The organism is Acetobacter okinawensis JCM 25146 (assembly GCF_000613865.1).
Taxonomy (GTDB): Bacteria; Pseudomonadota; Alphaproteobacteria; order Acetobacterales; family Acetobacteraceae; genus Acetobacter; species Acetobacter okinawensis.
In genome coordinates this window covers 255290-281837 of record NZ_BAJU01000001.1, presented here as the reverse complement: position 1 = coordinate 281837, position 26548 = coordinate 255290, and the positions used below count along the sequence as shown (strand labels likewise).

The following is a 26548-nucleotide window of genomic DNA, read 5'->3' as shown; positions in this document are numbered from 1 at the left end:
TATATTGAAATATAGACAATTTTTATAGTTACAGGTTATCTACTGATCCAAAATATTTATGGATGCATTTCTGCAACATCGCCACATGATTGTGCTAAAAAATTCTAAAGTATTCTTCATGCACGCTTAAAAGTGATCCGGATCAATGCTTGAAATCCACTCAGCATATATACAACATCCGTATTACTGTTTCTTTACAAAACCGGGATGGTTCAAATGGCTCTGGGGCGCAGGGAGTTTTTAAAAGGTGCTGGCACATGCGTTGGAGGAGCCAGCGCCATAGCCCTTGGTTTTGCTCCCCCAAAAGCTTTTGCGCAGGAAACACGGCAGTATAAATTGCTGCGCGCAAAAGAGACGCGGAACAACTGCACTTACTGCTCCGTGGGCTGCGGGCTGCTCATGTATTCTCTGGGCGATGGTGCAAAAAACGCCAAGCCCAGCATTTTTCATATCGAGGGCGACCCCGATCATCCAGTCAGCCGCGGATCGCTTTGCCCAAAAGGCGCAGGGCTGGTTGATTTCATTCACAGCGATGGCCGCCTGCATTACCCATCCTATCGCGCCCCGGGAAGCAAGGAATGGACGCGAATCAGTTGGGAAGAAGCAACCGACCGCATTGCCCGTCTGCTCAAGGACGACCGCGACAAGAATTTTATAGAAAAAAACGAGAAGGGCGAAACTGTTAATCGCTGGCTCAGCACCGGCATGTTGGCGTCCTCCGCCGCCAGCAATGAAACCGGGCTGCTGGACTTTAAATTCGCTCGTTCCATGGGTATGCTGGCGCTGGACTGTCAGGCGCGCCTGTGCCACGGGCCAACGGTTTCTGCTCTAGCACCCACCCTTGGCCGCGGGGCCATGACCAATAACTGGGTGGATATTAAAAACGCTAACGTTGTACTGATTATGGGCGGCAACCCGGCTGAAGCACACCCGGTCGGTTTTAAATGGGTTATGGAAGCCAAAATCCGCAATGGTGCCAAGGTTATGGTCGTGGATCCACGATTTAACCGCAGTGTGCCGTAGCCGATTTTTATGCCCCCATTCGGGCTGGTTCTGATGGCGCTTTTCTGCTGGGGGTCATCAATTACCTTCTCACGCATGATCAAATCCAGCATGAATACGTCAGATCCTATACCAACGCGCCCTTTGTCGTGCGTGAGGACTTCAGCTTCCACGAAGGGCTTTTCAGCGGCTACGATGCAGAAAAGCGGAGTTACGATAAATCATCATGGGCTTACGAGCGTGATGCACAGGGGTATGCTGTTGTTGACCCGACACTCCAGAACCCGCGCTGCGTTATTAACCTGTTGCGCCAGCATGCGGCGCGCTACACGCCAGAGGTTGTAGCCCAGCTTACTGGCACCCCCGAAAAAGACTTCCTGCATGTCTGCGAAACTCTGGCCGCAACCAGCGCACCAGACCTGACATCCACCATTCTGTTCGCACTGGGCTGGACTCACCATACCAACGGCACACAGATCATCCGTACTGCTGCCATGATCCAGCTCCTTTTGGGTAATGTTGGTATGGCAGGCGGTGGGCTCAACGCTCTGCGCGGGCACTCAAACATTCAGGGTTATACCGACCTTGGTCTGCTGTCGCTGCGTCTGCCGGGGTACATGAACCTCCCAAAGGACAGCCAGCAAACGCTGGAGAGCTACATGCAGGCCGTTGTGCCCCACGCGGATGAGCCTGGACAGGTCAACTACTGGCACAATACACCCAAATTCTTTGTCAGCCTGATGAAAACCCTTTGGGGGGAACACGCAACCCCCACCAATAACTGGGGATACGACTGGCTACCAAAGTGGGATCGCAGCTACGATATGCTGGCGTATTTTGAAATGATGCATCAAGGCAAGGTCAACGGTTATATTGCGCAGGGCTTTAACCCCCTTGCTGCCATGCCAGACAAAAACCGTATACGCGAATCCCTGTCAAAGCTTCGCTTTCTGGTCACCATGGACCCGCTGGATACGGAAACGTCCAATTTCTGGCAAAATGAGGGCACCTATAACGACGTCAAACCGGAAGATATTCAAACAGAAGTCTTCCGCTTGCCTGCCTCCTGCTTTGCAGAGGAAAACGGCTCCATCGTCAACTCGGCCCGCTGGTTGCAGTGGCATTTTGAAGGTGCAAAACCGCCGGGTGACGCTTGGAATGACGGACATATTATTGGCACCATCTTTACCAAGCTCCGTGCCTTGTACGCCAAGGAAGGCGGCGCATACCCCGAGCCCGTGCTGAACATGCAGTGGAACTATCGGGCCCCGGAAGACCCCACCCCGGAGGAAGTCGCCAAGGAAGCTAATGGCTACGCTCTGGCGGACATAACGGATGACAAGGGTAAAGTCGTGGTCCGCAGGGGCGAACTGCTCCCCGATTTTGCGGTCATGAAGGATGATGGCAGCACTGCCAGCTTCTGCTGGATTTTTGCGGGTTCGTGGACACAGGCTGGCAACCAAATGGCCAGACGCGACAATACAGATACAGGTCTGGGCACAACACCCGGCTGGGCATGGGCATGGCCCGCAAACCGCCGTATTCTGTATAACCGTGCCTCGCTGGACGTGCAGGGTCGCCCATGGGACCCCAAAAGGCAGATTATCGCTTGGGATGGGGAACGCTGGGGTGGGGCGGATGTACCCGATTACCCGCTTACATCTCCACCCAATAGCGGCGTCGGCCCTTATATCATGCACAGCGAAGGCGTCGGTCTGCTCTTTGCCGGTGGCGATAAGCTGGTCGATGGGCCTTTCCCCGAGCATTATGAGCCGACTGAAACACCAGTTCTGTCCTCCGCTCTGGGCAAAACAGCACTCCGGAACCCTGCCGCCCGCTTTTATGCGGATGAAAAACCCCGAATGGGTAACCCGACCGAATACCCTTATGTTGCCACGACCTATTCCATTACAGAGTTGTTCCGGCACTGGACCAAGCACTCCAGAATCAATGCGATCATGCAGCCCGAACAGTTTGTGGAAATAGGCGACAAGCTGGCAGGCAAGCTTGGCATTAACGCGGGGGATATGGTGCGTGTCTCCTCCCACCGCGGGTATATCGAGGCCAAGGCCGTTGTAACCAAAAGGCTCAAACGGCTGAGTGTCATGGGCAAGGATCTGGATCAGGTTGGCGTGCCATGCCACTGGGGCTTTAAGGGGGCAGCCAGAAAAGGCTATCTGGCCAACACACTGACCCCCGGCATTGGGGATGCGAACTCCCAGACGCCGGAGTTCAAAGCTTTTCTTGTTAATGTTGAAAAGGTCTGAGGTGCGCTGATGGGTATGCAGTCACAAGACATTATCCGCCGCTCCGCCACCAATGGCCTGACACCATTGCCACAGGCCCGCAGCCATGAGCAGGAAGTGGCCAAGCTGATTGACGTCTCCCTTTGCACAGGGTGCAAGGGATGTCAGGTTGCCTGTTCGGAATGGAACGACCTGCGCGATGAGATCGGGCACAACGTGGGTGTTTATGACAACCCCGCCAACCTGACGGCAGAAACATGGACCGTCATCCGTTTTGATGAACGTGAAGATGAGGCCGGCAAGCTGGAGTGGCTTTTACGCAAGGAAGGCTGCATGCACTGCGCCGAGCCGGGGTGCCTTAAGGCTTGTCCCAGCCCAGGTGCCATCTTGCAGTTTGCCAACGGTATTGTAGATTTTCAGTCCGAACAGTGCATTGGCTGTGGCTACTGCATTGCAGGCTGTCCGTTTGATATTCCGCGTATTAGCCAAAAAGACAACCATGCCTACAAATGCACGCTCTGCTCGGACAGAGTTGCCGTGGGACAGGAACCCGCCTGCGTAAAAACCTGCCCGACAGGTGCAATCTCCTTTGGCTCCAAGGCCGAGATGAAGGACCTTGCCGCAACACGGGTACAGGAACTTCAAAGCCGTGGCCATGAGGGGGCGGGGCTTTATGACCCGGCCGGGGTAGGGGGTACACACGTCATGTATGTTCTCACCCATGCCGACCAACCCAGCCTGTACCACCGTCTGCCTGATAACCCCCAAATCAGCCCGGTCGTGCGGGGATGGAAAGAATGGCTCAAGCCCGTTGGCGCGCTGGGCTTTATTGCAACGCTGGCAGGGGCTTTTGTCCACTACATGGGAGTAGGGGCAAACACCACGGACGAAACACCCCCGCCTGAGCCCAAAAGCAAACAAGACAATGCGGAACATGACCCGAACGAAAACGGGAGGGATGCGTAATGGATAACAGCACTCTGGTCTTACGTACCAAACTCATTGACCGTATGTTCCACTGGAGCATGGTATCCTGCTTTACGCTGGTAGCGCTTTCGGGGCTGTCATGGTTTTTTCCGAGCCTGAACTGGCTGGGTTATGTGCTTGGCCCGCCTCAGCTTGCACGGGTTCTACACCCTTTTCTGGGCATTGCCGTCTTTGCGCTGTTGATGTGTATGTTTGTCCGCTTTGTGCACCATAATCTTTTTGTGCGCACTGACCTGACATGGTTCAAGCATATTGTAGATGTACTACTGAACAAACATGGACAAAAACTCCAGATCGGTAAGTACAACGCAGGACAGAAAATTCTGTTCTGGGGAATCATGTCTCTCATCAGCCTACTGTTTGTTAGTGGCTTAATGATCTGGCGCGCCTATTTTGCTGCTCTTTTCCCTATTCCGGTGCTCCGGCTGGCCCTTCTGGCACATTCCGTTGCCGGGTTGGCGTTAATCCTGCTTGTTATCGGGCATATTTACATGGGGATCTGGGTCCGTGGGTCCATTGGCGGCATGATCAGTGGATACGTAACCCGTGCATGGGCCAGACAGCACCATGACCGCTGGTATGAAGAGGAAGTCGCACCGACAAAACCCCTGCCATCCAAAAGGCACGGCTGATGCTGCATTCGTCCGATATTGTTGCTCCAGACAAGCGCACACCCGGTGTTGCCAAGATTGACCCAGTCATTTTTCCCGTGCTGGACAAGCTATATGCGCGCCGCATCCAACGATTGAGCACACAGGCAGATGCACTAGGAGAAAATGGAGAATACTTTCGCTTTCTAGTCCATCTGGTGCAGGCCCAACAGCAGTACATTGCGCAAAATCCTCTTGGTCCTGATGAGGCAGCCACCGTACGAACACTGCTTGACCAGAAGCGCGACCACGCGCACTTGCAGGCTAGCCTTTTAAACATACCATATTGGCAGGCAGCTTACACAGCCTTGGTCGGGCAGGTTGCTCCCATACTCCCCTCGAGCGTAGGTGATAAACTGGCCGCTCTATCGGCAGACAAAGAGCAACTGGCTCATACTGCCACCCATCTTTTGCACTTGGATTATTCGCAGGTCGATGCAGGCGTTTCCGTTGTTTTATGGGCTGCACTCTCTACCTGTTGGGCGCAGGCTGTCTCCCTTGGGCAAACGCAGGATCTGCCGCCATCCACGACACAGTCTGCTCACTGCCCATGCTGCAATGCGCCACCGGTCGCAAGCCTAGTGCTTGGTGGCGCACGCGAGGGGCTGCGATATTTGCAGTGCAGTTTATGCGAAGCGCGCTGGCACCGTACGTGCTGTTTGTGTGGACTGTAGTTCCAGCGGGCAAATTGAACACTGGACACTGGATGACGCCAAATCTGCTATCCAGATTGAAACCTGTGGTGACTGTACAACGTATATTAAAACATTCCGCTTGGATTATGACCCTGAACTGGAAGCCGTAGCTGATGATCTGGGGAGTTTGTCTCTGGACGCAGCTATAGAAACAGAAGGCTTCAAACGCGTTGGCCTTAACCCGTTTTCTTTCCCTGTATAAGACGACCCATGGACTGTAGCGTGCCTTCATCCCGGCCCCCGGCTGTTATTAAACCCACACCAGCTCCAGCCATGGTTGATTATGATGAGGCACAAACCATTCTGTCTGCTCTAGCGGACACGCTACACAGTCCAAAAATTGATACCATTCCACTCTCTCAGGCCAATGGCCGCATTCTGGCAGAAAATCTGTCAGCCACGACCTCACGGCCAGAATCTGATATTTCTGCCATGGATGGTTACACCTTCTGCTGCGCGGATATCCCCACAACAGACGCGCACTCCATAAGCCTGCCACCACAAGACTATATTGTCGCAGGGGATCAGCCGAGCACACATCGCCGAGGCACTGCCGCTACCATCCTGACCGGTGCACGCATACCATTTGGTGCTGACTGCGTTATCGCCCGTGAACGCGTGACAATGCGTAATGGCATGATTCATCTGAACACAACGGACGCTATAGTCGGCAAAAACATTCGACGTGCGGGAGAAGAGTTTCCGGTAGGGCATCTCTTGCTCAATGCCGGACAAAAGCTTGACTGGCGGCATATAGCCTACTTGCCAGCCAGAATGTCCGGCAATTGGCTGTTTACAGACCCTACCGCATTGGCGTGCTAGCTAATGGCGCTGAATTCGCACCTGATGCGCCAGATTGTCGCGCGGACATCAACACACCCATGCTTTGCGCGATGTTGGAAAGCATGGGCCTGCACGTCGAGCATCGCATTGTCGGCTCTGACAGTCAGGCAGAACTGCGGAACACGGTGAAAGAGCTCACAGCACAATCTGACATAGTCATCACCACCGGTGGCATTTCTGTTGGACAGACAGACAATGTCTTGCCCGTTATGGAGCAACTGGGAGCTCGCTGCCTGTTCCGGCGGGTTAAAATACGACCGGGCAAACCCTTTACGCTCATGCAGCTGGCCGAAACGCCCGTTTTCTGCCTGCCCGGCAACCCTGGCGCTGCTGCCATATGCACCCAGATTTTTGTTTTACCATTTTTACGTTCAATATCGGGAATAAAACCACAACGAACACCGTCTACAACTCTGTATGGACGCAGCAGTTTTGCTTTTTCATCCCCGCCTGACGCTACATGCTTAATACCCGTACAGTATGCCCCAAGTGGCAAAGAGGGTGTTTTTTCTCTTGTGCCATCTCAAGGAGCATCAGACGTGCTGTGTTTTTCATATGCGTCTGGCATTCTACGCATACCAGCGGGACATGTTGTGAATGTGGGAGACTGGTGCTCGGCAATGCCGTTTAGTGCCGTATAAATTTTTGATCATCAGGTTAGTCTGCCGATGTCCACAAAAAAGCATGCTCTTGAATATAATGAGCAATAGATTCAACATCTGTCATGGGAAAAACCACTTTTTCTTGCAACGATTCATGTAGGGTTGGGCTATCGGTTGCAATAGCCTTGATCCCGGACATATGGGGGTAAAGTGGTTCCTTGCCTGTTACGGGGCGCCAGACTTCCATGCAGGCAGGAACATGCTCGTGAAAACCCTCCACCAGAATCAGATCAACCGGCTGCATGGCCTGTATCAACTCACCCAGCGTGGGTGGGCAAGTGCTCTGGTGCTGCAAAAACCAGCGGGCTGGAGTAGCCAGCATAACCTCTACAGCGCCTTTTTCTCTATGCTGGAATGTATCTTTTCCCGGTGTATCCATATCCACTCCGTGGTGAGTGTGTTTGATAGTGGACACACGCAGTCCTTTTTTACAAAAAAATGGAATAAGATGACTGATAAGATGCGTTTTTCCTGACCCGCTGCGTCCTATAATCCCAAATATCCGTCGTTCGCGATGAATGAGCATAAGAACAGGCCAGTCCACATAGCATTGAAGAACTATTGATTTTTAATCAGACTAACGCACAATAACCAGCACAAACAGGCAAAGATACGATTAACCATGCAGCACACACTAAAAATAGCAGGGCTGGTGTTGGCAGGCGGACAGGGGAGGCGCATGCAGCATGCTGATAAGGCCTTTATGAACATTGCCCAACGACCCTGCGTGGACTGGATTATAACCAGCCTTAAAAAACAGTGTGCTGCCATTGCCATAAGTGCAAATGGCGATGCACAGAGGTTTGATGCATGGGACTGCCCGGTGCTTGCAGACACAATGCAGAATGTTGGTCCGCTAGCTGGAGTGCTGAGTGGTCTGGCATGGGCAGAAGAGGCCGGGTTTGATGTATTGGTGAGCGTGCCGGTGGATACGCCATGCATACCGGACACTCTGGTCAACGCATTGCTACCCGCACCATCCTACGCAAGCTATGCCACGCAGCATCACTCTTTGGTTGCGGCATGGCCTGTGCACAAAGCGCATGCACTGTTGGCTGTGCAATTGACAAGCATAACGGAGCAGAACAGAAAACAGAACACGCGTGTCTGCACTTTGACGCAAGCGTTGGGCTCCCGACCGGTTGATTTTTTGCCCCTCAGCTCCTTTGATCCATTTTTAAACATCAATACGCCAGAAGACCTGCAAGCGGTACAAGCCATCTGGCACACCCGGATGAGAGACCACCATGGCCTGTAGTGCGGATAGCGTAGAGCGCCCCATAGCTACCCAATACCATATAGAACGTGCAGTCTGGCCCGCATCTTCCAACACAGCAGCCACTGTAACGGCAGAAACTTTGAATCTGGCTGAAGAAGTACCTTTGGCATTAACCTATAATGGCATTGAATATGCCGTTATGATGGTCACGCCGCACAATATTGCAGATTTTGTAAACGGTTTTTCTGTAACGGAAGGTCTGGTAAAAAATCTTTCTGATATCCGACAGATTTCCATAACACCGGTTGATGGGGGATTAAAAGCCGACATCCGTATCAGTGCAGATGCACTCCGTACGGTTCTGGCCCGCAGTCGCCGCCCGATAGCTGGGCGTACCGGATGCGGAATCTGTGGTTCGGATATGGCTGGTGTGCTCCAGCGCACGTCCAACACAGTTCAGCCATACACACCGGAATTATCCGCCATACGCTCCGCCCTGACCACTCTGCGCGACCATCAGGTCTTAAATCGCGGGATTGGTATGCTCCATGCTGCCGCATGGTGCAGCACCAACGGTCACATCACGTCTATTCGAGAGGATGTGGGCAGGCACAATGCTCTGGATAAGCTGATTGGCCATGGCTTAAACAATGAACTGAGTTTTGCAGAGGGTTTTTGTCTGCTAACCAGTCGCTGCTCCTACGAAATGGCCACAAAAGCTATTGCTGCTGGCATGCGTGCCTTGATCTCACTTTCCGCGCCTACGGCACTGGCACTCAGAACCGCGCAACAGGCGGGACTGACCCTTGTGTCCCCAGCCAAGCCAGACAACATGTGCTTTCTGCCGCTCTCGTGACCAAAGCGCGCGCGCAAGCATGCCTCCCGGTTCAATGTTGCGTGTCTGGTGGAGTTATCGGCATTTTTGCGACCAAATAAGGAGGTCTGCGCATATCCTGCCCATTGTGTAGGCGGGGCAGGCGGCTCCACTGCCCCAGAACAACGTACACAGCCTGCCGATCCGCAAAAATACCATCAGGCCAGACAAACCGGGGGTCTGCGGCAATCAGGTCGAACGTGCCGTCGGGGTTGCGCCTGAACACCGCATCATGATCGGCTGCCGTCGTATAAATCCGGTTCCACGGGTCGGTCGCCAACCCGTCAGCCGCACCTTTTTCACCCTCATCAACAACAGATGCGGCTAAACTACTAGAACTGGTGTTAAAATCCGCCAGCTTGTCAGTTGGCAGACTATACAGTCTGCGGCTAGCCAATGGCGCATAATACACTCGTGTGGAATCAGCTGACAGGGTAATCCCATCCGCTCCCCCAGCAGGAAATGTAGGGTGTGCCGGGTCATAATGCAGCACGCGGCCATCCAGCACGGTCTGATAACCCGTGTCCGGCAAAACCGAAACAGTATTTTCCAGCACCCGGCGCTGCCTGCCTGTGGCAAGGTCCATTACCACCAGAGCCGGATGACCATCAAACGAGCTATCCGTAATATAGGCGGTACCTTTTGCGCCATGTGTCAGATCAACGCGCAGGTCATTCATATGGCTCTGTGGCAGCAATGCACGCTCAAGAGGCACATTGGCTATGACCTGCCCGGTTGCAGGGTTAATCCCCACAACCTTGGCACCTCCAGCAGGAATGGGCTGGCCTTTGATCTTGCCATCATCGATCACCCATAAATTCCCAGATGTATCGGTGATCATACCATGTGGAGAAATTAGCCTTGTCTGTGGAGCGCCGCGCGATGAAGCCGAAAACGCCGCCGAAGGGAAGGGGATCAGACGCCCCGCCTTCCATTCAGCCAGAACCGGGCCGGCATGATCACCATCGTGCTTGGGAAAAGTGAGAAATAACCGGCCATTGACCACAGCAATACCAGATGGATCCGGATCGGGTATGCTTGCAATGATCTGGACCTGACCAACAGCACCAAAAGCGGGGTCATGGTTGCTGGTTATCGGTGAAGCAGAAGCCTGTAGAGCTGCCATGCAACCCGCCGCCAGCAAAAATAGTCCAAACTTATGCATACTATCCTCCAGTTCCCTTACGCATTATCCAGATTACATCTCAGGGAGATGGTGGAGTGCTTGTTGGGGCCACAGGGCCGGCTACGGCATTACCGTTCTCCCATGTTTCCACCACCCTGTCGGCATCAGCAATCGTCTTTGCCGGGTTCCCTGCAACCACTAACAGGTCAGCTCTCTTACCCGCGGCAATAACGCCCCGGTCGTGCAGGTTCAGTAGGAGCGCAGCCTGTTGTGTCGCCACATGCAGGGCTTGCAGGGGCGGCAGGCCCGCGCTGACCATCAGTGCCAGTTCTCGGTGTTCTGCAACACCGGGCACCCGCAGAGGGGTCGCGCCGCTGTCGGTGCCAAACCCTATATTCACACCTGCATCCCAAAGGGTTTTCAAATTCTGCAGATTCATAGCCAGTGATTTACGGGCAAACTCCGCCTTGGCCCCTGTAGCATTCTCCTTCCGCCAAGCAGGCGTGTTGATCTGCTGGCGTAACGGGGCAGACAGGCCCGCTACAACATAGGGTGCGCGCACCCACGCGGGCTGATCTGCCCATGCGGTCGTAGCTTCATCGAGCTGTAACGTGGGAATATACCATATTCCCTTTTCCTTCAGTGTTTGCACAAAAGACGGGGGAACGGGTTTGTCACGCACACCGTGAGCCAGAATATCGACCCCACTTGCGACCACACGCTGCGCGTCATCCAGGTCATGAATATGGGCGGCAACACGCAAGTGTTTTTTATGCGCCTCATCCACAACAGCATCTATAATGGCCGGGTCCATTTTAACTGGTAGCGAGCGGTCAAAATCATCCACCCAGATTTTAACCAGATCTGTGCCTTCGTCTGCCATTACATCGACATTCCGGCGTGCCTGCTCTGGCGTATGGGGGCGGAAAAGCTGATCCGGCGCAACGTTAACTGGCGGAGCCCCCTTGGGCACCCCAATCCCCTGATCCACACCAAACAGATCCGCAGGGAGTAAACCCAAATGCGCATCCTTGCGCATAGGATCAAACACCTTGGGAGCATTATTGCCAAGGGCCGTAACGGTTGTCACACCGTAACGCCTGTATTGCGCCAGTTCAGAAGTAATCTTGTCTGCTGTATAAAACTGCGGGCCCGTGCGCACCCCCTCCAACTGCCCAACATGACTGTGGTCGGACACAAGGCCGGGCAGTACCGTCATTCCCGAACGGTCGATGATCCTTGCATGCGGGGGGAGAGGAACATCTCTCCCGGCAGTTACAATAACACCATCCTGCATGACGACTGTGCCATCCTCTATGGGTGCCGCCCCCGTACCGTCTATAATCCGGACATGGGTCAAAGCCACTGGAACCGTCTGCGCTTCCACCAGAGCTGGCAAACCCAGAAGAAGAGTGGTTGCAAGAATTACGGGTTTCATCCTGGTCTCCATCTGTTGTTTGCTCAGTTGGTCAGTGCGGCGGCACGCTCACGCCATGCCAGCCTGCTGGCTAAAAAAAATCCGCCCAAACCTGCGGCACAGCCCACCATAAACACGCTACCATCGCCCGCCCATTCCGCCAGCAGACCGGTCAAGGGGCCAGTTGCGCCATATGCAAGGTCCTGAAAAGCGGCAAAACCGCCCATGGCGGTGCCCCGCATCTGCGGGGTTACACGCCTGACCACCTCTACCCCCATGGCGGGGAAGATCATGGAACATCCACAACCTGTCAAAAATGCACCTGCCAGCGCAATGCCGGGACCGGTAGCCTGCCACAGTAGCAATTGCCCGATTGTTTCCACCACCATGGAAGCGCACGCAACGCGTGCACCACCCAATCTGTCTGGCAAGTGGCTGCACAAAACTCTCACCAGCACAAACGCGATGCCAAAAAATGTTAGCCCCATGGCCGCATGGGACCAGTGCCTGTGCAGGAACATAAGCGGCATGAACGCACCAATAGCCGCAAATCCAATACCCTGAAAAAAGACCACCAGCCCCAGATCAGAAATTTTATGGATAACCCGCCCTACAGGCTGCCGCTCACCACCATGGGGCGGCACCGCCTCAACGGGAGAGGCCATGGCAAGCCCCACTAATGGAGCCCCCGTGCAGGCAAGTGCCATAAGCCCGTAACCACCCAGATTGTACAGGAGCAGTCCCAGAGGACTACCCGCCGCCAACGAACCATACATACCCATGCCGACAACAGAGAGCACACGCCCCGACCGCTGGTGCCCCATAAGGCCGATCCCCCATGCCAGCAGCCCCACAACAGTCAGACTTTCACCTAACCCCAGAGTCAGGCGGGCCAACACAAGCATGCCAAACCCTGACCATGGCGTAGGCATGCCCGTGACAGCCATAGCCAGAACACCACTCAGAACATAAAGCACAAGTCCATAAACCATGCAGCGCTTGCCCCCCTGATGGTCGGCAAAGCGGCCAGCGAAGCCTCGTGTCAAAATGGTGGAAAAAAATGCAATACCAACCGCCAGCCCAGCAAGAGCATTACCCATATGCAATGAGGTCGCCACAAAGACCGAAGTCGTTGGCATGGACATGGCAACTGCAAGGTAAGACAGAAACAGGGCTACCGCGAGCCAGAGTAGCAGGTACACGGCTTTGTCCCGCCCTGCCGTGGGCGTGCTGGTCATTGGTGCTCCAGCTCCTTGTAAAACATGAGGGCAGGTTACAACAGAACCAGACCCTGTTCAGGTCTTGGGCAAGTCAGCCTGTTTGCCAAGCCCCATAAACATGACCATGCTGTGAAAACAGGCAAAAAACCACGCTGAGGCAACAAAGCTCCCAATTACCCAACCTGACTTGCCAAACAAAGCCGTTAGACTGCCGGAACGCCGCTCAGGCATGGGTTGTGCTGGCACTGCGCGGAGAAAACAGCCTGAACAGTGGCCCAGTCAGAGTGGTGGAAATAACAGCCAGAACCATCAGTGAAGCAAACCCGAAGTCTGACAGCATGCCCTGACCATGCAGAATGGTCGCGGCAACAATTTCCATCAGCCTTTACACTGGAGCAGGGCCCCCACACCCAGAGCCTGCCGCGGTTTGAGCCCCGCAGCCGGAGGGTAGAGATAAACTGCGGCAATCTTGGTCACCATGGAAATAACAACCAGCGACAAAGACGCCACGACTGAAGGCCATGTCAACGCATCCCCATTGATATGTAACCCGCTATGGCCAAAAAACATGGGAGCAAACCAGATCAGGGCAAATGTTCCCACAGATTCCACCGGCAGGCGCCGCACCCAGCTGGGGGGCATAATCGCGCCAGCAAAATACGCACCAATCAGCTCATGCAAACCAAGCTGCATGCTGGCCCATGACCCTGCGGCCAGATAAATCGGGACGGCAAGCCAGATCACCACCAAAGGCGGATGCCGGAAATGCCGACTGGCCCAATAGCCAGCAGCTGCCAATCCTAGCAGCAGAACAATTGCAAGAACTTCCAGCCCAGTCCAACCGTGCAGCGCGGCAGACCCACGAGCAGCAAACTGAAGAGCCGCCAACCCGATCCACAATGCAGCATCGTCCACAACAGCCAGCTTGAGGGCAAGCTGACCCAGTGGCTTTTGGCTCGTATCAAGCTCACGCACAACACCGATCAGCACCGGCAACGCGCTCACGGCAATGCACAGACCAATGGACGCTGCTGCGACCCAAGGGGACGCAGCAGGTGCCTGCCACCCGTGCAGATGCAAAAACACGGTATAGGCCAGAAACGACCCCACCAGAAATGGAATACCCAGCGCAACCGCAGCCCCCCCGAACAGACGACCAATTGTCGGCTGCACAAAATCCTGCCCCGAAGGTTCCCCCCCAGGGTGCTGCCACATTTCCAGACCTGCGGTAAAAGCCAGAACCAACACGGCAACCCAGCCTATATTGTTCCCATAAACAGAGGGAATACCCATTTGCTGCACAGGAACATGCCACACGGCAAGGCCTATGCCGACAAGAATGGGCAACACAGCTATTGGCAGCGCTTTATGCAGGAGCCGCCACAAAATCCATGGGCACAAAACAAAAATCGCGGCGTCGATCAAAAGTGCTGTCAAATTGGCCATATTGCATCCTTTTTTGTGGAATTTTATCCCTTGTAACGGATTAACCCCGCGATATGCAAGTTTTGCATGCCTGCGTGCTCTTTATTCATACCATACATGGCTGGGATGGAGCATGTCCGCCAGCAAAAAGCTGCCCGCTCTGCACCGTATGAATGCTCCTGTGGATTATTCAGGCTTCGAGCAGAATTCACGCATTATGGGCGCATGATGTGAACATAACGCAAGAACTAGGCCACGGACTATTATCAGGATCATAAAAGTGTGATTTATCGAATATGTCATACTTCAAAACGGCTGGAAAATAATCCAAACGCCCAATACCTACAGGCAAATCACGCACTTAGCAGCGCACAGGCCAAGATTTCTGTGCGAGAAAAAGCCAACAATCCACACGCTGCGTAGGATGGGCATTATAAATAAATATAATAAATTGAAATTTCATTACCTGCCTTGCGTTGATAATACGCTATTTGCCACGACCGAAAAAAGTAATTAGAGAATGTTTATCGCTCTGTTGCAGAAGGGCGAAGGTCAAAACCAGAAACCTAAAGCCCGTTTTATTCAAATGGAATATGAAGCATGAGCAAAACTACAAAAGAAGTGATCTTGTGGGCTTCCGCATTTTTTATTGTCGGTGGAATAATGTGGGGCGGGTCAAAAGTTCTTCACAACTACCGGCAAAGCCAATGGGACCAGTTTGTACAAGAACACCATTGCGTTATTACTGGAACACAGCCTTCAACCAGTTTTTTCACATCTGACCAGACCATTTATCAGTGCGATAATACGGGAATTTACTATCGCAACAAATAAGACTTTCCCCACCTTTAACCAGGCAAAAGCCGGATTGAGTTGCTCCACAATACCATCAGGAGTTCTGCGCCAGAAAGGTGGATGCTGCCATCCGCCTTTGCTCACTGCATTCCTCCGCCATAAAGTCCAGTAAACTCCTGACTGCGGGCATCAACCCTTTGCGGGAAGGGAACACGGCATGCACAAGACCTGCCCGCGGTGTCCACTGGGGGAGTGCCTGAACCAGCCGTCCAGCCTCGACATCTTTCCACACCATAATTGTTGGCAATTGTACTACGCCAACGCCTGCCAGAGCGGCCTCCCGCAACACAACCATATCGTCCGTAACCAGCCTGGGTTCATGAAAAACCGTGGCGGTCTGCCCCTCATTATTTTCCAAAATCCATGCATGCTCGGCAGGATTGGTGTGGAAGTCCATACTGGGTAAAGCCGCCAGATCAGCCGGTATGCTCAGGCGTTTTTGTAGCAATGCCGGTGCAGCCACGAGGCACTGCGTACTGGTATCAAGAACACGCATGACAAGATCGGAGGGCTCAATCGGTGGAAAACGCACCCGCACGGCAAGGTCGAGGCGCCCCTGTAAAATATCCACCCGCTGATTGGTACTATTCAACTCCAGAGTAACCGAGGGATAGCGCACCAAAAAACGCGACAAAATGGCCCCAAACTGGAAGTTGAGCAAAGCCACAGGGCAACTCATGCGTACCACACCACAGGGTTCAGCCAGCAAACGGGCAATGGACTGCTCCGCCATATCCGCCTCGACCAGCATGGCTTTGCAATGCCCATAAAATCGATGCCCAGCCTCGGTTACTGAAAAATGACGTGATGAACGTTGTAGCAATCTGGTGTTCAGCCGCGTTTCAAGTGCGGCAACACGTCGGCTCAGCAGGGATTTCTGTACGCCCAAGGCACGCGCAGCGGACGAAAAACCGCCGAAGTCCACGACCTGCACAAAATAATCAAAATCATTCAGGTCTCTCATCGTCTTATCCGTGCAACGCAATGTTTGATCTACGGGTCTTTTTAGAACACTGCCCGACTTTTATGTTCCAGATAAGCAAAAAAGAACGCGCTGAGGTTCAGGCTTCAAAAATATCAGGAGGAAACCAATGCATAAAAAAATTCTGGGCCGATATGGCAATGAACGCGGGCACTGGGTGGGAAATGGTTTTCCGGTCCGCTCTCTTTTTTCCTACACCACTCTGGGGCAGCATCTCAGCCCGTTTTTGTTGCTGGACTATGCTGGCCCGCATCACTTCCAACCAACAGAAGAGCGCCGGGGGGTAGGAGAGCACCCGCACAGGGGGTTTGAGACCGTGACAATTGTTTATGATGGAGAGGTCGAACACCGAGATTCATCAGGTGGTGGTGGCATCATCGGCCCCGGAGATGTCCAGTGGATGACGGCCGGAAGCGGCATTCTGCATCAGGAATTCCACTCCCCCCATTACGCCGCTACCGGTGGTGCGTTCAGAATGGTCCAGCTCTGGGTCAACCTGCCAGCCAAAGACAAACTGGCACCACCCGCCTACCAGACCCTGCTGGCTGCGGATATTCCAACACTACCGCTACCGCATGACGCGGGGACTTTACGGGTTATTGCCGGTCAGTACGGCCAGACCACTGGACCTGCTCATGTGTTTTCCCCCCTCAATGTATGGGATGTGCAACTTGAGCAGGGCGCACAGGCCACCCTTAGCCTGCCAGAAGGGCATAATGCCGCCATTGTCTCGCTTGAAGGGCGGCTGAATGTGAATGATTCGCAGGAACTTGGCAGCGCGCAACTCGTTCTACTGAACCACGAGGGGACGGAAGTGACTGTGCAGGCGCAGGTCCAAAGTAGTTTTCTGGTCCTGACCGGAGCCCCGCTGAACGAACCAATTGAAGGATACGGCCCCTTTGTGATGAACACCCGCGCACAGATCCGGCAGGCGATGGAGGATTTCAGCAACGGATTATTTGGCGGCATCCCGGCCTGATACGTACAGGCTCCTCAATAAGCAAAAATGCGTTAGACAATAAGGCATAACGTCATGACAACTTCTACACAGCTGCATTTTGTAACACTTTTGGGCAGCTTGCGCCGAGCATCTTTTAATGCAGCCATTGCCCAAAGCCTGCCACAACTGGCACCTGAAGGCGTGTCCGTTTCCGCACTGGGGAGCATCGCAGATTTTCCCCACTACAGTCAGGACACGCAGGACGAGGGCTTTCCTCCTGCGGTTCTGGAAATGGCGGAGCAGATCAAGGCAGCCGACGGCATTATTATCGTAACACCCGAATATAATTACTCCGTACCCGGTGTGCTCAAAAACGCCATTGACTGGCTCTCTCGCGTAACGCCACAGCCTTTTGCCAAAAAACCGGTTGCCATTCAAACGGCCTCTCCGGGGCAGATCGGCGGGGCGCGGGCTCAGTATCACCTGCGCCAAAGTCTGGTTTTTCTGGATGCGTTTGTCCTTAACAAACCCGAAGCCATGATCGGGCTCGTTGCCAGCAAAGTGGACCCTCAGACACTTGCTTTGACAGACACCTCAACCCGGGACTTTTTAACCCGCCAGATCAGTGCGCTGGCAGAGTTGGCCCAAACGCTGAAAAAATAATTTTTTGTGTGGCATGCAAGCCAATCATGCCACACAATCTTGAGGGTGAGAGTTATTCGCATTACAAGGATGGGCAGGCCGATTATTCAAAACAAACAAGCGAGCAACCGTGTCCGCCATCCCTTTATCTGCCCATTCGTGCATAATCTGTTCTAAACCAGATACATGCGTTACACGGGGCAGGAGAGATAACCCAGCAGACACAATCTGGAATTGTGCGTGACCCCCGCGCCAGAGTATGCCCATCGCCTTGTTGCCGCGCTACTTTGCTGGTTAGCACTTGTCGTGTGGGGCTCTGCCATTGTTAATTTTTATCCCGCACTTACAGATGCCGCCACGCAGGGGTATCGGGCCATAGCAAGCGCTCTGGCTGCACCCGCCATGGTCTGGGCATTCTGGGTTAACACACCCCGCACAGCACTTATGGTCGGCGCAGCACTGGTATTATGCGGTGGTTTTCTGCTGGTTATACAACCATGACCCCAGCCCGCCGCGCCAGGCTTTCCTGGCTCCATCGCTGGGCCGGTCTTGTTACAGGCTGGTTTGCCTTTGCCATTTTCCTAACCGGCACCCTTGCTCTGTTTGATACCGAGCTCACCCGCTGGATGCAGCCAGAAACCGCCATTGTTCCAGCAGACGCCCAGCTTACCTCCAGTGCCATGGAGCACGCACAGCACATCCTGCTTGAGAGTGAGCACGTGGGGGCATCTCCATCGTTCCTGCTGCTACCAGACACACGCGACCCAACGCTCCGTATTCTGCATTACGATGGACATAATTTTGTAGGGCTTGTTCTTGATCCGCGCACGGGGGAGGTACTCCACCCCAGACAGACTGAAGGTGGAGCGTTTTTCTTCACATTCCACTACACGCTTCGCCTGCCTGACCCGTGGGGCGCACGCGTAGTGGCCTGCATTGCCTTTGCGTTTGCCGTTCTGGTTCTATCTGGCGTTCTGCTGCACCTCAAACGTTTGATCCCGGACTATTTTACGCTCAGACTGCAAGCGGCCTTACCCCGCTGCCTGCTGGACCTGCATGTGCTGACAGGCAGTGCCATGCTTCCATTCCATATTCTGATCACATGGTCCGGTCTGGTTTTAACTGCGGAAAATGCCCTGCCACTCATCCATTTCAGCCATGCTTCAACTAGTACACAACAAAGCAGCGTTGCGCAGCCAATACCGCCATGGGCACCACGAGCCCCATTAAATGCAATGCTGCAACAGGCACGCAGCCATCTGAACTATGCTCCATCTTATGTGATGTTTGATGGTAACGAGACCACATTTTCCGCCATCCAGCACAACAGCCTGAATGCAAACGATCTCTCTGTCGTGTTTAATAGCCAGACTGGAGAGTTTACAAACAAAGCTGCCCCGGCAACAAAACTGGAAGATGCGTTTTTTATTCTGAACGGCCTACACATTGCGCGTAGCATGGGGAGCACGTTGCGCTGGCTCTGGTTTTGTGGCGGTCTGACCTCCAGCATCATGATCGCCAGCGGCCTGATCTATTACACGGCACGGCAGAAAAAGTACACCACATCAACACTCCACCTTGCGCAACGTCTGAATGTTGCCCTGCTTGGCGGCCCACTCTGCGCCTGCATGGGTTTTCTGCTCTGCAACAGAATTATTCCTGACTTATGGCCCGCCCGGGCCAGCCTGGAAGTGGAAGGTTTTTTTTGTATCTGGGCATGCTGCGGCCTTTTAGCCATTGCATACCCTCCATATAAAAGCTGGAAAATACTCTGCTGGGCAATGGGCATTATAGGTCTGGGTGTTCCGGTCATGGATGCCTTGGTGGTGCCTTTGGCAACATTGGGCACAGCACTCCATGTGAGCATAAACAGTCTATGCGCCTTAACCGGTCTACTCTGCATTGGCAGTCAGAGCCTCCCAGCCACCAGAAACCACCATGACTGACACTGCTTTTTACGTGACCGAAGCAGCAATCCTTGCCGCCTGTGTTTTGTGGGCATGCAGTCTGGTCTTTATTCGCAACAAATATGGCTGGCCTCCTCAGCCCGGTGCAAAAAAACAGGTCATACTGCTGCGTCTGGCAGCAGTGGCGGCATTTGCTTTTGCCCTTCAAAGCAGCCTGAGTTGGTCCGTAGTGCCAGCAATTGCTCTGTGCATCATGCTCGTATCCCTGAACAGCATCGTGCTGTCCTTTGTGGTAAGCCTGCGCCCATCCAAAAAATAACAATACCGAGCGCACCGGGCGTTACCCACCTGAAGTGCTAGCCATAAAACGGTTTAGATACTATACTCCCCCATAGTAACAAGGATCGCGTACAGAATGCCCCACACACCCGAAGACAAAAAAAAAGCGCTCACCCGCTTACGGCGCATACGCGGACAATGCGATGCGCTGGAAAAAGCGCTGGAGGCAGGGAGCGAATGTGCTCCAGTTCTTCAGCAGCTTGCAGCAATACGTGGGGCCGTCAACGGACTTATGTCCGAAGTCATGGGTATGTATCTGCAAGAAGAATTTGGTGCGGCCTCCAGTCTTGATGCTAGTCAGCAGAAGAGTATTGACACCATTCTCTCTCTTGTACGCACCTACCTGAAATAATCCGAGAAGGAACGACCATGAAGTCCCGTGCCGCTGTTGCCTTTGCTCCCGGTGAGCCCCTGCAGATTGTGGAAATTGACGTAGCCCCCCCAAAAAAGGGAGAGGTTCTGGTTCACATTACTCATACCGGCGTTTGCCACACAGATGCGTTCACCCTTTCTGGCAGTGACCCTGAAGGGCTTTTCCCCTGCGTGCTCGGCCATGAAGGGGCCGGTGTTGTGGTTGAAGTTGGGGAAGGCGTGACATCTGTCGCTCCAGGAGACCATGTTATTCCACTTTACACAGCAGAATGCGGCAAATGCGAGTTCTGTACTTCAGGCAAAACCAACCTGTGCATTGCCGTGCGCGAAACACAGGGTAAGGGCGTTATGCCCGACGGTACAAGCCGTTTTTCCTACAATGGGCAGCCGCTCTACCATTACATGGGATGCTCCACCTTTAGCGAATACACAGTGGTTGCCGAAGTCTCTTTGGCTAAAATAAATCCTCATGCAGATCATGAGCATGTGTGCCTTCTGGGCTGTGGCGTTACAACCGGTATCGGGGCGGTGCATAATACTGCCAAAGTGCAGACAGGAGACAGTGTCGCCGTATTTGGCCTTGGTGGCATTGGTCTGGCCGTTATTCAGGGTGCGCGACAAGCAAAGGCAGGTAGAATTTTTGCCATAGATACCAATCCGGCCAAATTTGAGCTCGCCATATCCATGGGGGCAACAGACTGCCTGAATCCCAAGGATTATGACAAACCCATCCAGCAGGTCATTCTGGACATCACCCGATGGGGGGTTGATCACACATTCGAATGTATTGGCAATGTGAATGTCATGCGTGCAGCCCTTGAATGTGCACACCGCGGCTGGGGACAATCTGTTGTAATTGGGGTTGCCGGAGCCGGGCAGGAAATTTCTACCCGTCCTTTCCAGCTTGTCACTGGGCGCACGTGGAAAGGAACCGCATTTGGCGGCGTAAAAGGCCGTAGCCAGCTACCCGGCATGGTAGAAGATGCCATGAAAGGCGAGATCGACCTCAAACCCTTTGTGACCCACACCATGGGGCTGGAAGATATCAACCACGCCTTTGATCTGATGCACGAAGGCAAATCCATCCGCTCTGTTATTATTTACTGAGGAACACATTTTATACTGCTTCCTCCTCCCATAAAACGGAGGGGGAAGCAGTACCTCCATCAAACGGCAATCCTGCATCCGGATCGTTTGACTGAGTATAAAAGAAAAGCACCGAGCAGCAGAGTTATGGCAGCGATACACAGGCCAGTCAGTGTCACGCTGCCCGTGAACAGTGCAGACACAAGCAGCACTGGGGCCACAGCAACGTTAACCAGCCCCGCGAGACAAAAGAGCATAGGCTCCCTCAAGCGTTCTCCAAGGCTGAACGCCAGTGCCATACACAGCACAAAAGCTGCATAATATAACACACTTGCCTGACCATAAGTCCCACCCAAAGGCAAAAAAGGCGCGCAGAGAAACAACAGGGCAATGCCCGTCATACACCCCGTAATACAGCCGGTCATCAGGCAGGACAAAACCCATGTGCCACGCGTCTGCCGGGATAATGTGGTTGCACTGTGTTCACGACGTAGGCGCGCCAATATCCATAGCCTATTGCCGGTATAGAATAAAAATGCCCCTCCGACCCCAAGGCAGTAATACCCCCACCGCACAGGCAAGCCACCGTAACTACCAAAATGAAGGGCAAAAAATGCGGTTAAAACCGCAAGCCCCCCGGATTGATGCCCCGGTAGATAATCAGCCGATAGGATTTTGCCACTTGCCGGGTCTACCATCACAAAGCCATTTGTTGCTCCTCGCATGGGGTAACGTGCATCATGCCCGGCAACGCCGAGCGTGAGCCCGCCTTTGCCTTTTCCGCGTTGTGCCGTGTATTCCAGCGTGTCTGCCACAAAGCCCGGTGCTTGTTGCTGCAACGTGGCCAGCAGAAGTGAAGGGGAAAGTGGCATCTCTTTGCCTACCAATGCCATCTCATTCCGTGTTTTGCTGTTTTCTGGCGATTTATGTCCGTGTGCTGGGCCCTGTCCCACACTTTGCATGGACTGAAACAGCTTTCCCTGCACGATGAACACAGGCTCATGAAACGCAAAAACAGCGGCTGTCAAAGCAATAACACAATGGAAGGGGAGGGAGAAAAAACCCAGCAGATTATGCAAATCAAGCCATACCTTGCGTGCACCGGTATTCAGACGGACAGCAAAAAGCATTTTCTTCAACGCTGGCAGAAAAGCTATAATGCCAGAAACCAGAGCCAGAAAATAGGCAAGAGCCACACACCCCATAAAATACCGGGCCATGGTATGTGGCAATGGCAAACCCACCTGCTCATGGAGCAGGTCTATAAAAAACGGAATTTCCGACGGTCTGCGCGCAGCCGTAACCAACTGCCCATCAGGGGAGAGGGCTGCAAGCACAAAATCCTGTGGCCCATGTCCACGGTGTGTCGGTCCTGTGGCCACATCAGTCTGGCAGGCTGGGCACGGTCAGGATTGACGACAAGAATATAATGCCGCCCAGCCTCAGGATATTCCGCCAGAGCTTTTTGCAAAAGTTCTGGCGTATTTTCAATCTTCACAGGCGGAGGCAAAGAGGAGGCGGGTGTAAGCCAATTCTGCAATGGCTTCTCAAACATGGTTATGGAGCCAGCATAGAACGCCACAAAAAGGAACAGACCACAAAGAATGCCAACCCAGCTGTGTATGTCCCTGTATACCTGCACAATATCTGGTCGAATTTTCATACCGCTATAACTCTGGCCAATATTGCAAACAGCCCCCAGACCACCAGAGCACTGCCGCCAAGCATAACCCAGGCCTTCCGCCCGGAACGGAACAGAAAGCAACTCCCCACAAGAGCGAGCCAGCCCACAATTGCAAACCACATTAAAAATTGTGAGGGGACACTCCGGGCATCCCCGCTGGCATGGCAGAACAGCCCCAGCACAGCCATACAACCAAGAGAGAGAAGGGCACCGGGCACAATGGCCGCCGCAAGCTTGGCAAGCCACTGGTCATTAGTCAGCCTGAAAGCGGGCATGGTTACTTTCTATCCGGCCGCAATATGGCCATGAACAGGGGAAAAACGCTACAAACCACCATCAGAAGCAGCACAACCATAAAACACGCCGTTGTAGCACTTGTGATAGTCCACAGCAGGCTGGCTGCCAGCACTCCCATAGCCATTGCACCAAAGAGGCAATGCCTGTTGCCAGAGCGCTGCGCAAACACACGCTGATTCCGGGAAGACAGATAGAACAGCACACCCGATGCCGAAGTGCAGCCACCACCGCCCAATAACAGCAGCCCAGACAACGTTAGCATTGACGCTCCAGTTGTATGAGAACGCTGCGACCGGCCCCATACTCCCAGCCGCCCGGCAAATTACTGGACATGGTAGAGCATGCCACGGAAGAGTCACATATGTTTACAGAAGAAAGCATTGACCTACCGTGTGAAGACGTTTTGCCCACATTGCACCGCAAGAACATAACAGGATCATCCAAAGCGGTTAAGTGTTACACAGGACATTCAAACACGAAATATGACACAAGCCAATACATGCAAATGATAATTAGTGTTAATAACTATCTAAGCCCAACACTGCCCGCTACATAATGGTGTGGCGTTTGCGCCACAAGCTACAGATCAATGTAACATTGAGTTCATCATCACACCCAGACCAACGGCCCCTTACAACAGGAAGCAGGGCAGCCTCCATTCCTTATAACTGGCAAAAATGGCCAGTTATAACGTCCTACCAACTCGCAAATATCGGAAAAAGAAAACAAGGTGCCACCAATTATGCAGCCCTTGCATGCACCCTGTTGAGAGCAAACCCGCCATCTTGGATATTCCGCTAGCTAGCAAGAAGTGCCATAGTCCAAAACACTTAAAAGACAGGAGAACAATCCCCGGTGTGCGCGGCGAGACACTTGATCTTACCGATTATGTTTGGCTGCCTTTTTGCCGCTCAAACTCTTCAGGCAGCACCATATTCCGCCAGCGCGGACTTTGCCGAAGAACTCTCCAAGGCCGTTGGGGACTCATCCCCCCATGTCTTTTTCCCGAATGGAGACGTTGGCGCCCCCCTCCGCTCATCCGGCACAAAAAAGCCCCCGGTTTCTGCCACACCAACACATCCGGCACAGTCCAAAACAGTGCAGAGCGCTTCTGTTGCCGCAAAACTAAGCCAGCCTGCTCCTGCTCCTGCTCCTGCTCCTGCTCCTGCTCCTGCTCCTGCTCCTGCTCCTGCTCCTGCTCCTGCTCCTGCTCCTGCCGTGGCGCTGGATGACACGCAGATACAAGCAGAAATCAACCGGCTCAGACTGCTTTTCCAAAAAAATGTGCCAGTCGCCTTTACGCCGACCGATGCCCAGAAAGAGACATGGTTAACGCTGGCGCGCCAGCAGACCAGCCAGTCTGGCTATGCCATTCAATCCCCACAAACCGTTGTGATTGCAGACCGTAACCCCGCTGTGCAGCGGGCCTGCATTATGGTCGCACGCCCAGATACACCAGAGTGGGAAATTATTGGATGCACCCGCATATCCACAGGCACAATTGGCCGCAAACACCATTACATTACGCCGTTAGGCATTTTTACCAACACGGCCGACCGACTGGGCTACCGTGCGCAGGGTACCAAAAACGAAAACGGCATTATGGGTAATGGCACCAAGGGCATGCGTGTATGGGATTTTGGGTGGCAGGTGGCAGAAAAAGGATGGCTCCCTAGCCACGAACAAGGCCCCATACGCCTGGAAATGCATGCAACCGATCCCGTTTTTCTGGAACGCCAGCTCGGCCATATGGCATCAGCCGGGTGCATTCGCATTCCCGCATCACTGAATATTTTCATTGATAAGAACGGCCTGCTGGACGTTGAATATGAACGAAAAGCGGCAACAGACAGGCGTTTTCAGGCTCTGCTACGCACAGACAGAACACCGTCTACTCTGGCGGGCATGGCCGTTATTGTTGTGGACAGCACACCCCTGCCACCACGTGTGACCACAGCCCAGAACCAATCACCCAATCTTGTTTCTGCCAAAATACCCAGTTCGCCTATTCATTAAGCCTAGAGCATAGTGCGGCACGTGTGCCAACCTTCGCACATGGGAACAGGCAATATGACGCATACAACGCTATGATACAAACCCAGCATCCGTGCGCACACACCGCAGGTAAGCCCACGTCACATCAGATGTTTACGGACCTCATTCACCGCGCCCGGATACACGCTCCCGTGCCTTTTGCCGTTGTCTGGCCATGTGAGGCACACGCACTGGTTGGGGCACTTGACGCCGCCAAGGAAGGGCTGATCCAGCCTGTGCTCATCGGGGATGAAGCCCGCATACGCGCAGTGGCACAAAACAGCCAGATTGATCTACAAACCTGTCAGATTATCCCGGCCCCCACGCCCGAAACTGCTTCTCAAAAGGCCGTCGAGCTTGCAAGATCCCACCATGTGCAGGGCATTATGAAGGGGTGCTTGCATACAGATACACTGATGCACGCAGTTGTATCGCCGAGCGGTGGTTTGTGCACAACGCGCAGGATCAGCCATGTTTTTTTACTTGCTGTGCCTGATTACACAAACCTGCTGTTTGTTACAGATGCAGCAATTAACATTTTCCCCGACCTCGCGACAAAACAGGACATTGTGCAAAACGCCATAGACCTGCACATCGGCCTCGGTCTTGGGCAGCCCAGAGTTGCCATTCTTTCTGCCGTGGAAGTGATCAACCCTAAAATTCCCAGTACGCTGGATGCCGCAAGTTTGTGTAAAATGGCCGAACGGGGCCAGATTACAGGGGGAATACTGGACGGACCGCTGGGCATGGATAACGCCATAAACCCAGAAGCCGCCAGAATAAAAGGTTTGAACTCACTGGTCGCAGGACAGGCACAGATTCTGGTCGCACCCGACCTGGAAGCGGGCAATATGCTTGCCAAAAATCTGATCTTCATGGCGCAGGCGGACTCAGCTGGCATAGCGCTGGGAGCAAAGGTACCCATAGTACTGACAAGCCGGGCAGACAGCGTGCAAGCCCGCCTGGCATCCGCCGCGATCGGGGCTTTATACGCCAGACATCTGGCTGAGCAGAAAGGCGCATTTTAAGCGGCCATACTACGCG

The 26548-nt window shown here is 53.6% G+C and carries 25 protein-coding genes and 3 pseudogenes; 19 read left to right on the top strand and 9 right to left on the bottom strand.

The window, feature by feature from the left end:
- Window positions 1–216 precede the first annotated feature (216 nt).
- The 7 genes and pseudogenes from fdnG to JCM25146_RS23135 all read left to right on the top strand — a co-directional run bounded on the left by fdnG (window position 217) and on the right by JCM25146_RS23135 (window position 7064).
- A pseudogene (fdnG, locus tag JCM25146_RS16370) lies at window positions 217–3269 on the top strand (formate dehydrogenase-N subunit alpha).
- Window positions 3270–3278: 9 nt separating this feature from the next.
- A complete protein-coding gene (gene fdxH / locus JCM25146_RS01415) occupies window positions 3279–4214 on the top strand; it encodes a formate dehydrogenase subunit beta (RefSeq protein WP_025825338.1) in 936 nt (311 codons plus the stop codon).
- On the top strand, window positions 4214–4867 hold the full coding sequence (locus tag JCM25146_RS01410) for a formate dehydrogenase subunit gamma (RefSeq protein ID WP_025825336.1): 654 nt from the start codon (window positions 4214–4216) through the stop codon (window positions 4865–4867). The genes fdxH and JCM25146_RS01410 overlap by 1 nt, the downstream gene beginning before the upstream one ends.
- Window positions 4867–5559, top strand: coding sequence for a formate dehydrogenase accessory protein FdhE (fdhE, locus tag JCM25146_RS16365; protein WP_242400826.1), 693 nt, complete (start codon window positions 4867–4869; stop codon window positions 5557–5559). The genes JCM25146_RS01410 and fdhE overlap by 1 nt, the downstream gene beginning before the upstream one ends.
- Window positions 5549–5782 carry a formate dehydrogenase accessory protein FdhE domain-containing protein gene (locus tag JCM25146_RS25215; protein ID WP_242400825.1) on the top strand — a complete coding sequence of 78 codons (234 nt, stop codon included), beginning with the start codon at window positions 5549–5551 and terminating at the stop codon, window positions 5780–5782. Before fdhE ends, JCM25146_RS25215 begins: the two co-directional genes overlap by 11 nt.
- Before the next feature lie 20 nt (window positions 5783–5802).
- Entirely contained in the window at window positions 5803–6402 is a 600-nt protein-coding gene (locus tag JCM25146_RS23140) for a MoeA family protein (protein WP_242400824.1), read from the top strand.
- Complete coding sequence (locus tag JCM25146_RS23135) at window positions 6396–7064, top strand: molybdopterin-binding protein (RefSeq protein WP_242400831.1); 669 nt, start codon at window positions 6396–6398, stop codon at window positions 7062–7064. Before JCM25146_RS23140 ends, JCM25146_RS23135 begins: the two co-directional genes overlap by 7 nt.
- A 16-nt stretch (window positions 7065–7080) precedes the next feature.
- On the opposite strand, the gene mobB is transcribed toward JCM25146_RS23135, so the two are convergent.
- On the bottom strand, window positions 7081–7611 hold the full coding sequence (gene mobB, locus JCM25146_RS01395; protein ID WP_025825334.1) for a molybdopterin-guanine dinucleotide biosynthesis protein B: 531 nt from the start codon (window positions 7609–7611) through the stop codon (window positions 7081–7083).
- 96 nt (window positions 7612–7707) lie between these two features.
- Here mobB and mobA point away from each other — a divergent pair, with 96 nt between their 5' ends.
- Complete coding sequence (gene mobA, locus JCM25146_RS01390; protein ID WP_025825332.1) at window positions 7708–8343, top strand: molybdenum cofactor guanylyltransferase; 636 nt, start codon at window positions 7708–7710, stop codon at window positions 8341–8343.
- Window positions 8333–9160 carry a formate dehydrogenase accessory sulfurtransferase FdhD gene (gene fdhD / locus JCM25146_RS01385; RefSeq protein WP_025825330.1) on the top strand — a complete coding sequence of 276 codons (828 nt, stop codon included), beginning with the start codon at window positions 8333–8335 and terminating at the stop codon, window positions 9158–9160. The genes mobA and fdhD overlap by 11 nt, the downstream gene beginning before the upstream one ends.
- A gap of 31 nt (window positions 9161–9191) precedes the next feature.
- Here the strand turns inward: fdhD and JCM25146_RS01380 are convergent, their stop codons facing one another.
- The 4 genes and pseudogenes from JCM25146_RS01380 to JCM25146_RS16355 form a co-directional block, all read right to left on the bottom strand.
- Window positions 9192–10343, bottom strand: a complete 1152-nt coding sequence (locus JCM25146_RS01380; RefSeq protein WP_025825328.1) for an L-dopachrome tautomerase-related protein — start codon at window positions 10341–10343, stop codon at window positions 9192–9194.
- 40 nt (window positions 10344–10383) lie between these two features.
- Window positions 10384–11742 carry an amidohydrolase family protein gene (locus tag JCM25146_RS01375; protein WP_025825326.1) on the bottom strand — a complete coding sequence of 453 codons (1359 nt, stop codon included), beginning with the start codon at window positions 11740–11742 and terminating at the stop codon, window positions 10384–10386.
- A gap of 23 nt (window positions 11743–11765) precedes the next feature.
- On the bottom strand, window positions 11766–12959 hold the full coding sequence (locus JCM25146_RS01370; protein WP_025825323.1) for an arabinose transporter: 1194 nt from the start codon (window positions 12957–12959) through the stop codon (window positions 11766–11768).
- Between the two features lie 205 nt (window positions 12960–13164).
- Window positions 13165–14387: pseudogene (locus tag JCM25146_RS16355) on the bottom strand (cation:proton antiporter).
- A 579-nt stretch (window positions 14388–14966) separates the two neighbouring features.
- Here JCM25146_RS16355 and JCM25146_RS01345 point away from each other — a divergent pair.
- Complete coding sequence (locus tag JCM25146_RS01345; RefSeq protein ID WP_025825321.1) at window positions 14967–15200, top strand: hypothetical protein; 234 nt, start codon at window positions 14967–14969, stop codon at window positions 15198–15200.
- Between the two features lie 55 nt (window positions 15201–15255).
- On the opposite strand, the gene JCM25146_RS01340 is transcribed toward JCM25146_RS01345, so the two are convergent.
- On the bottom strand, window positions 15256–16185 hold the full coding sequence (locus JCM25146_RS01340; protein ID WP_025825319.1) for a LysR substrate-binding domain-containing protein: 930 nt from the start codon (window positions 16183–16185) through the stop codon (window positions 15256–15258).
- Between the two features lie 127 nt (window positions 16186–16312).
- Between JCM25146_RS01340 and JCM25146_RS01335 the strand changes: the two genes are divergently transcribed.
- From JCM25146_RS01335 to JCM25146_RS01305, 7 genes are all read left to right on the top strand, one after another.
- Window positions 16313–17182 (top strand): pirin family protein, encoded by an 870-nt coding sequence (locus JCM25146_RS01335; RefSeq protein WP_025825317.1) that lies wholly within the window; start codon window positions 16313–16315, stop codon window positions 17180–17182.
- A 54-nt stretch (window positions 17183–17236) separates the two neighbouring features.
- Entirely contained in the window at window positions 17237–17806 is a 570-nt protein-coding gene (locus JCM25146_RS01330; RefSeq protein WP_025825315.1) for an NADPH-dependent FMN reductase, read from the top strand.
- 219 nt (window positions 17807–18025) lie between these two features.
- A complete protein-coding gene (locus tag JCM25146_RS01325; RefSeq protein ID WP_025825313.1) occupies window positions 18026–18286 on the top strand; it encodes a hypothetical protein in 261 nt (86 codons plus the stop codon).
- Window positions 18283–19731, top strand: coding sequence for a PepSY-associated TM helix domain-containing protein (locus JCM25146_RS20410; protein WP_025825311.1), 1449 nt, complete (start codon window positions 18283–18285; stop codon window positions 19729–19731). The genes JCM25146_RS01325 and JCM25146_RS20410 overlap by 4 nt, the downstream gene beginning before the upstream one ends.
- Window positions 19724–20011, top strand: a complete 288-nt coding sequence (locus JCM25146_RS01315; protein ID WP_025825309.1) for a hypothetical protein — start codon at window positions 19724–19726, stop codon at window positions 20009–20011. Before JCM25146_RS20410 ends, JCM25146_RS01315 begins: the two co-directional genes overlap by 8 nt.
- A gap of 96 nt (window positions 20012–20107) precedes the next feature.
- Window positions 20108–20383 (top strand): metal-sensing transcriptional repressor, encoded by a 276-nt coding sequence (locus JCM25146_RS01310; protein ID WP_025825307.1) that lies wholly within the window; start codon window positions 20108–20110, stop codon window positions 20381–20383.
- Window positions 20384–20400: 17 nt separating this feature from the next.
- Window positions 20401–21510: an S-(hydroxymethyl)glutathione dehydrogenase/class III alcohol dehydrogenase gene (locus JCM25146_RS01305; RefSeq protein ID WP_025825305.1), complete on the top strand. Its 1110-nt coding sequence runs from the start codon at window positions 20401–20403 to the stop codon at window positions 21508–21510.
- A gap of 59 nt (window positions 21511–21569) precedes the next feature.
- Here the strand turns inward: JCM25146_RS01305 and JCM25146_RS16345 are convergent, their stop codons facing one another.
- The 3 genes and pseudogenes from JCM25146_RS16345 to JCM25146_RS01295 form a co-directional block, all read right to left on the bottom strand.
- Entirely contained in the window at window positions 21570–22871 is a 1302-nt protein-coding gene (locus tag JCM25146_RS16345; protein WP_148298921.1) for a PepSY-associated TM helix domain-containing protein, read from the bottom strand.
- A 74-nt stretch (window positions 22872–22945) separates the two neighbouring features.
- A pseudogene (locus JCM25146_RS24740) lies at window positions 22946–23152 on the bottom strand (PepSY domain-containing protein); the annotation flags it as partial.
- On the bottom strand, window positions 23149–23448 hold the full coding sequence (locus JCM25146_RS01295; RefSeq protein WP_025825303.1) for a hypothetical protein: 300 nt from the start codon (window positions 23446–23448) through the stop codon (window positions 23149–23151). The pseudogene JCM25146_RS24740 and the gene JCM25146_RS01295, both read right to left, overlap by 4 nt.
- An 895-nt stretch (window positions 23449–24343) precedes the next feature.
- Here JCM25146_RS01295 and JCM25146_RS16340 point away from each other — a divergent pair.
- Both JCM25146_RS16340 and JCM25146_RS01280 read left to right on the top strand, forming a co-directional pair.
- A complete protein-coding gene (locus JCM25146_RS16340; protein WP_025825298.1) occupies window positions 24344–25486 on the top strand; it encodes a hypothetical protein in 1143 nt (380 codons plus the stop codon).
- 71 nt (window positions 25487–25557) lie between these two features.
- On the top strand, window positions 25558–26532 hold the full coding sequence (locus JCM25146_RS01280) for a bifunctional enoyl-CoA hydratase/phosphate acetyltransferase (RefSeq protein ID WP_025825296.1): 975 nt from the start codon (window positions 25558–25560) through the stop codon (window positions 26530–26532).
- Window positions 26533–26548 lie beyond the last annotated feature (16 nt).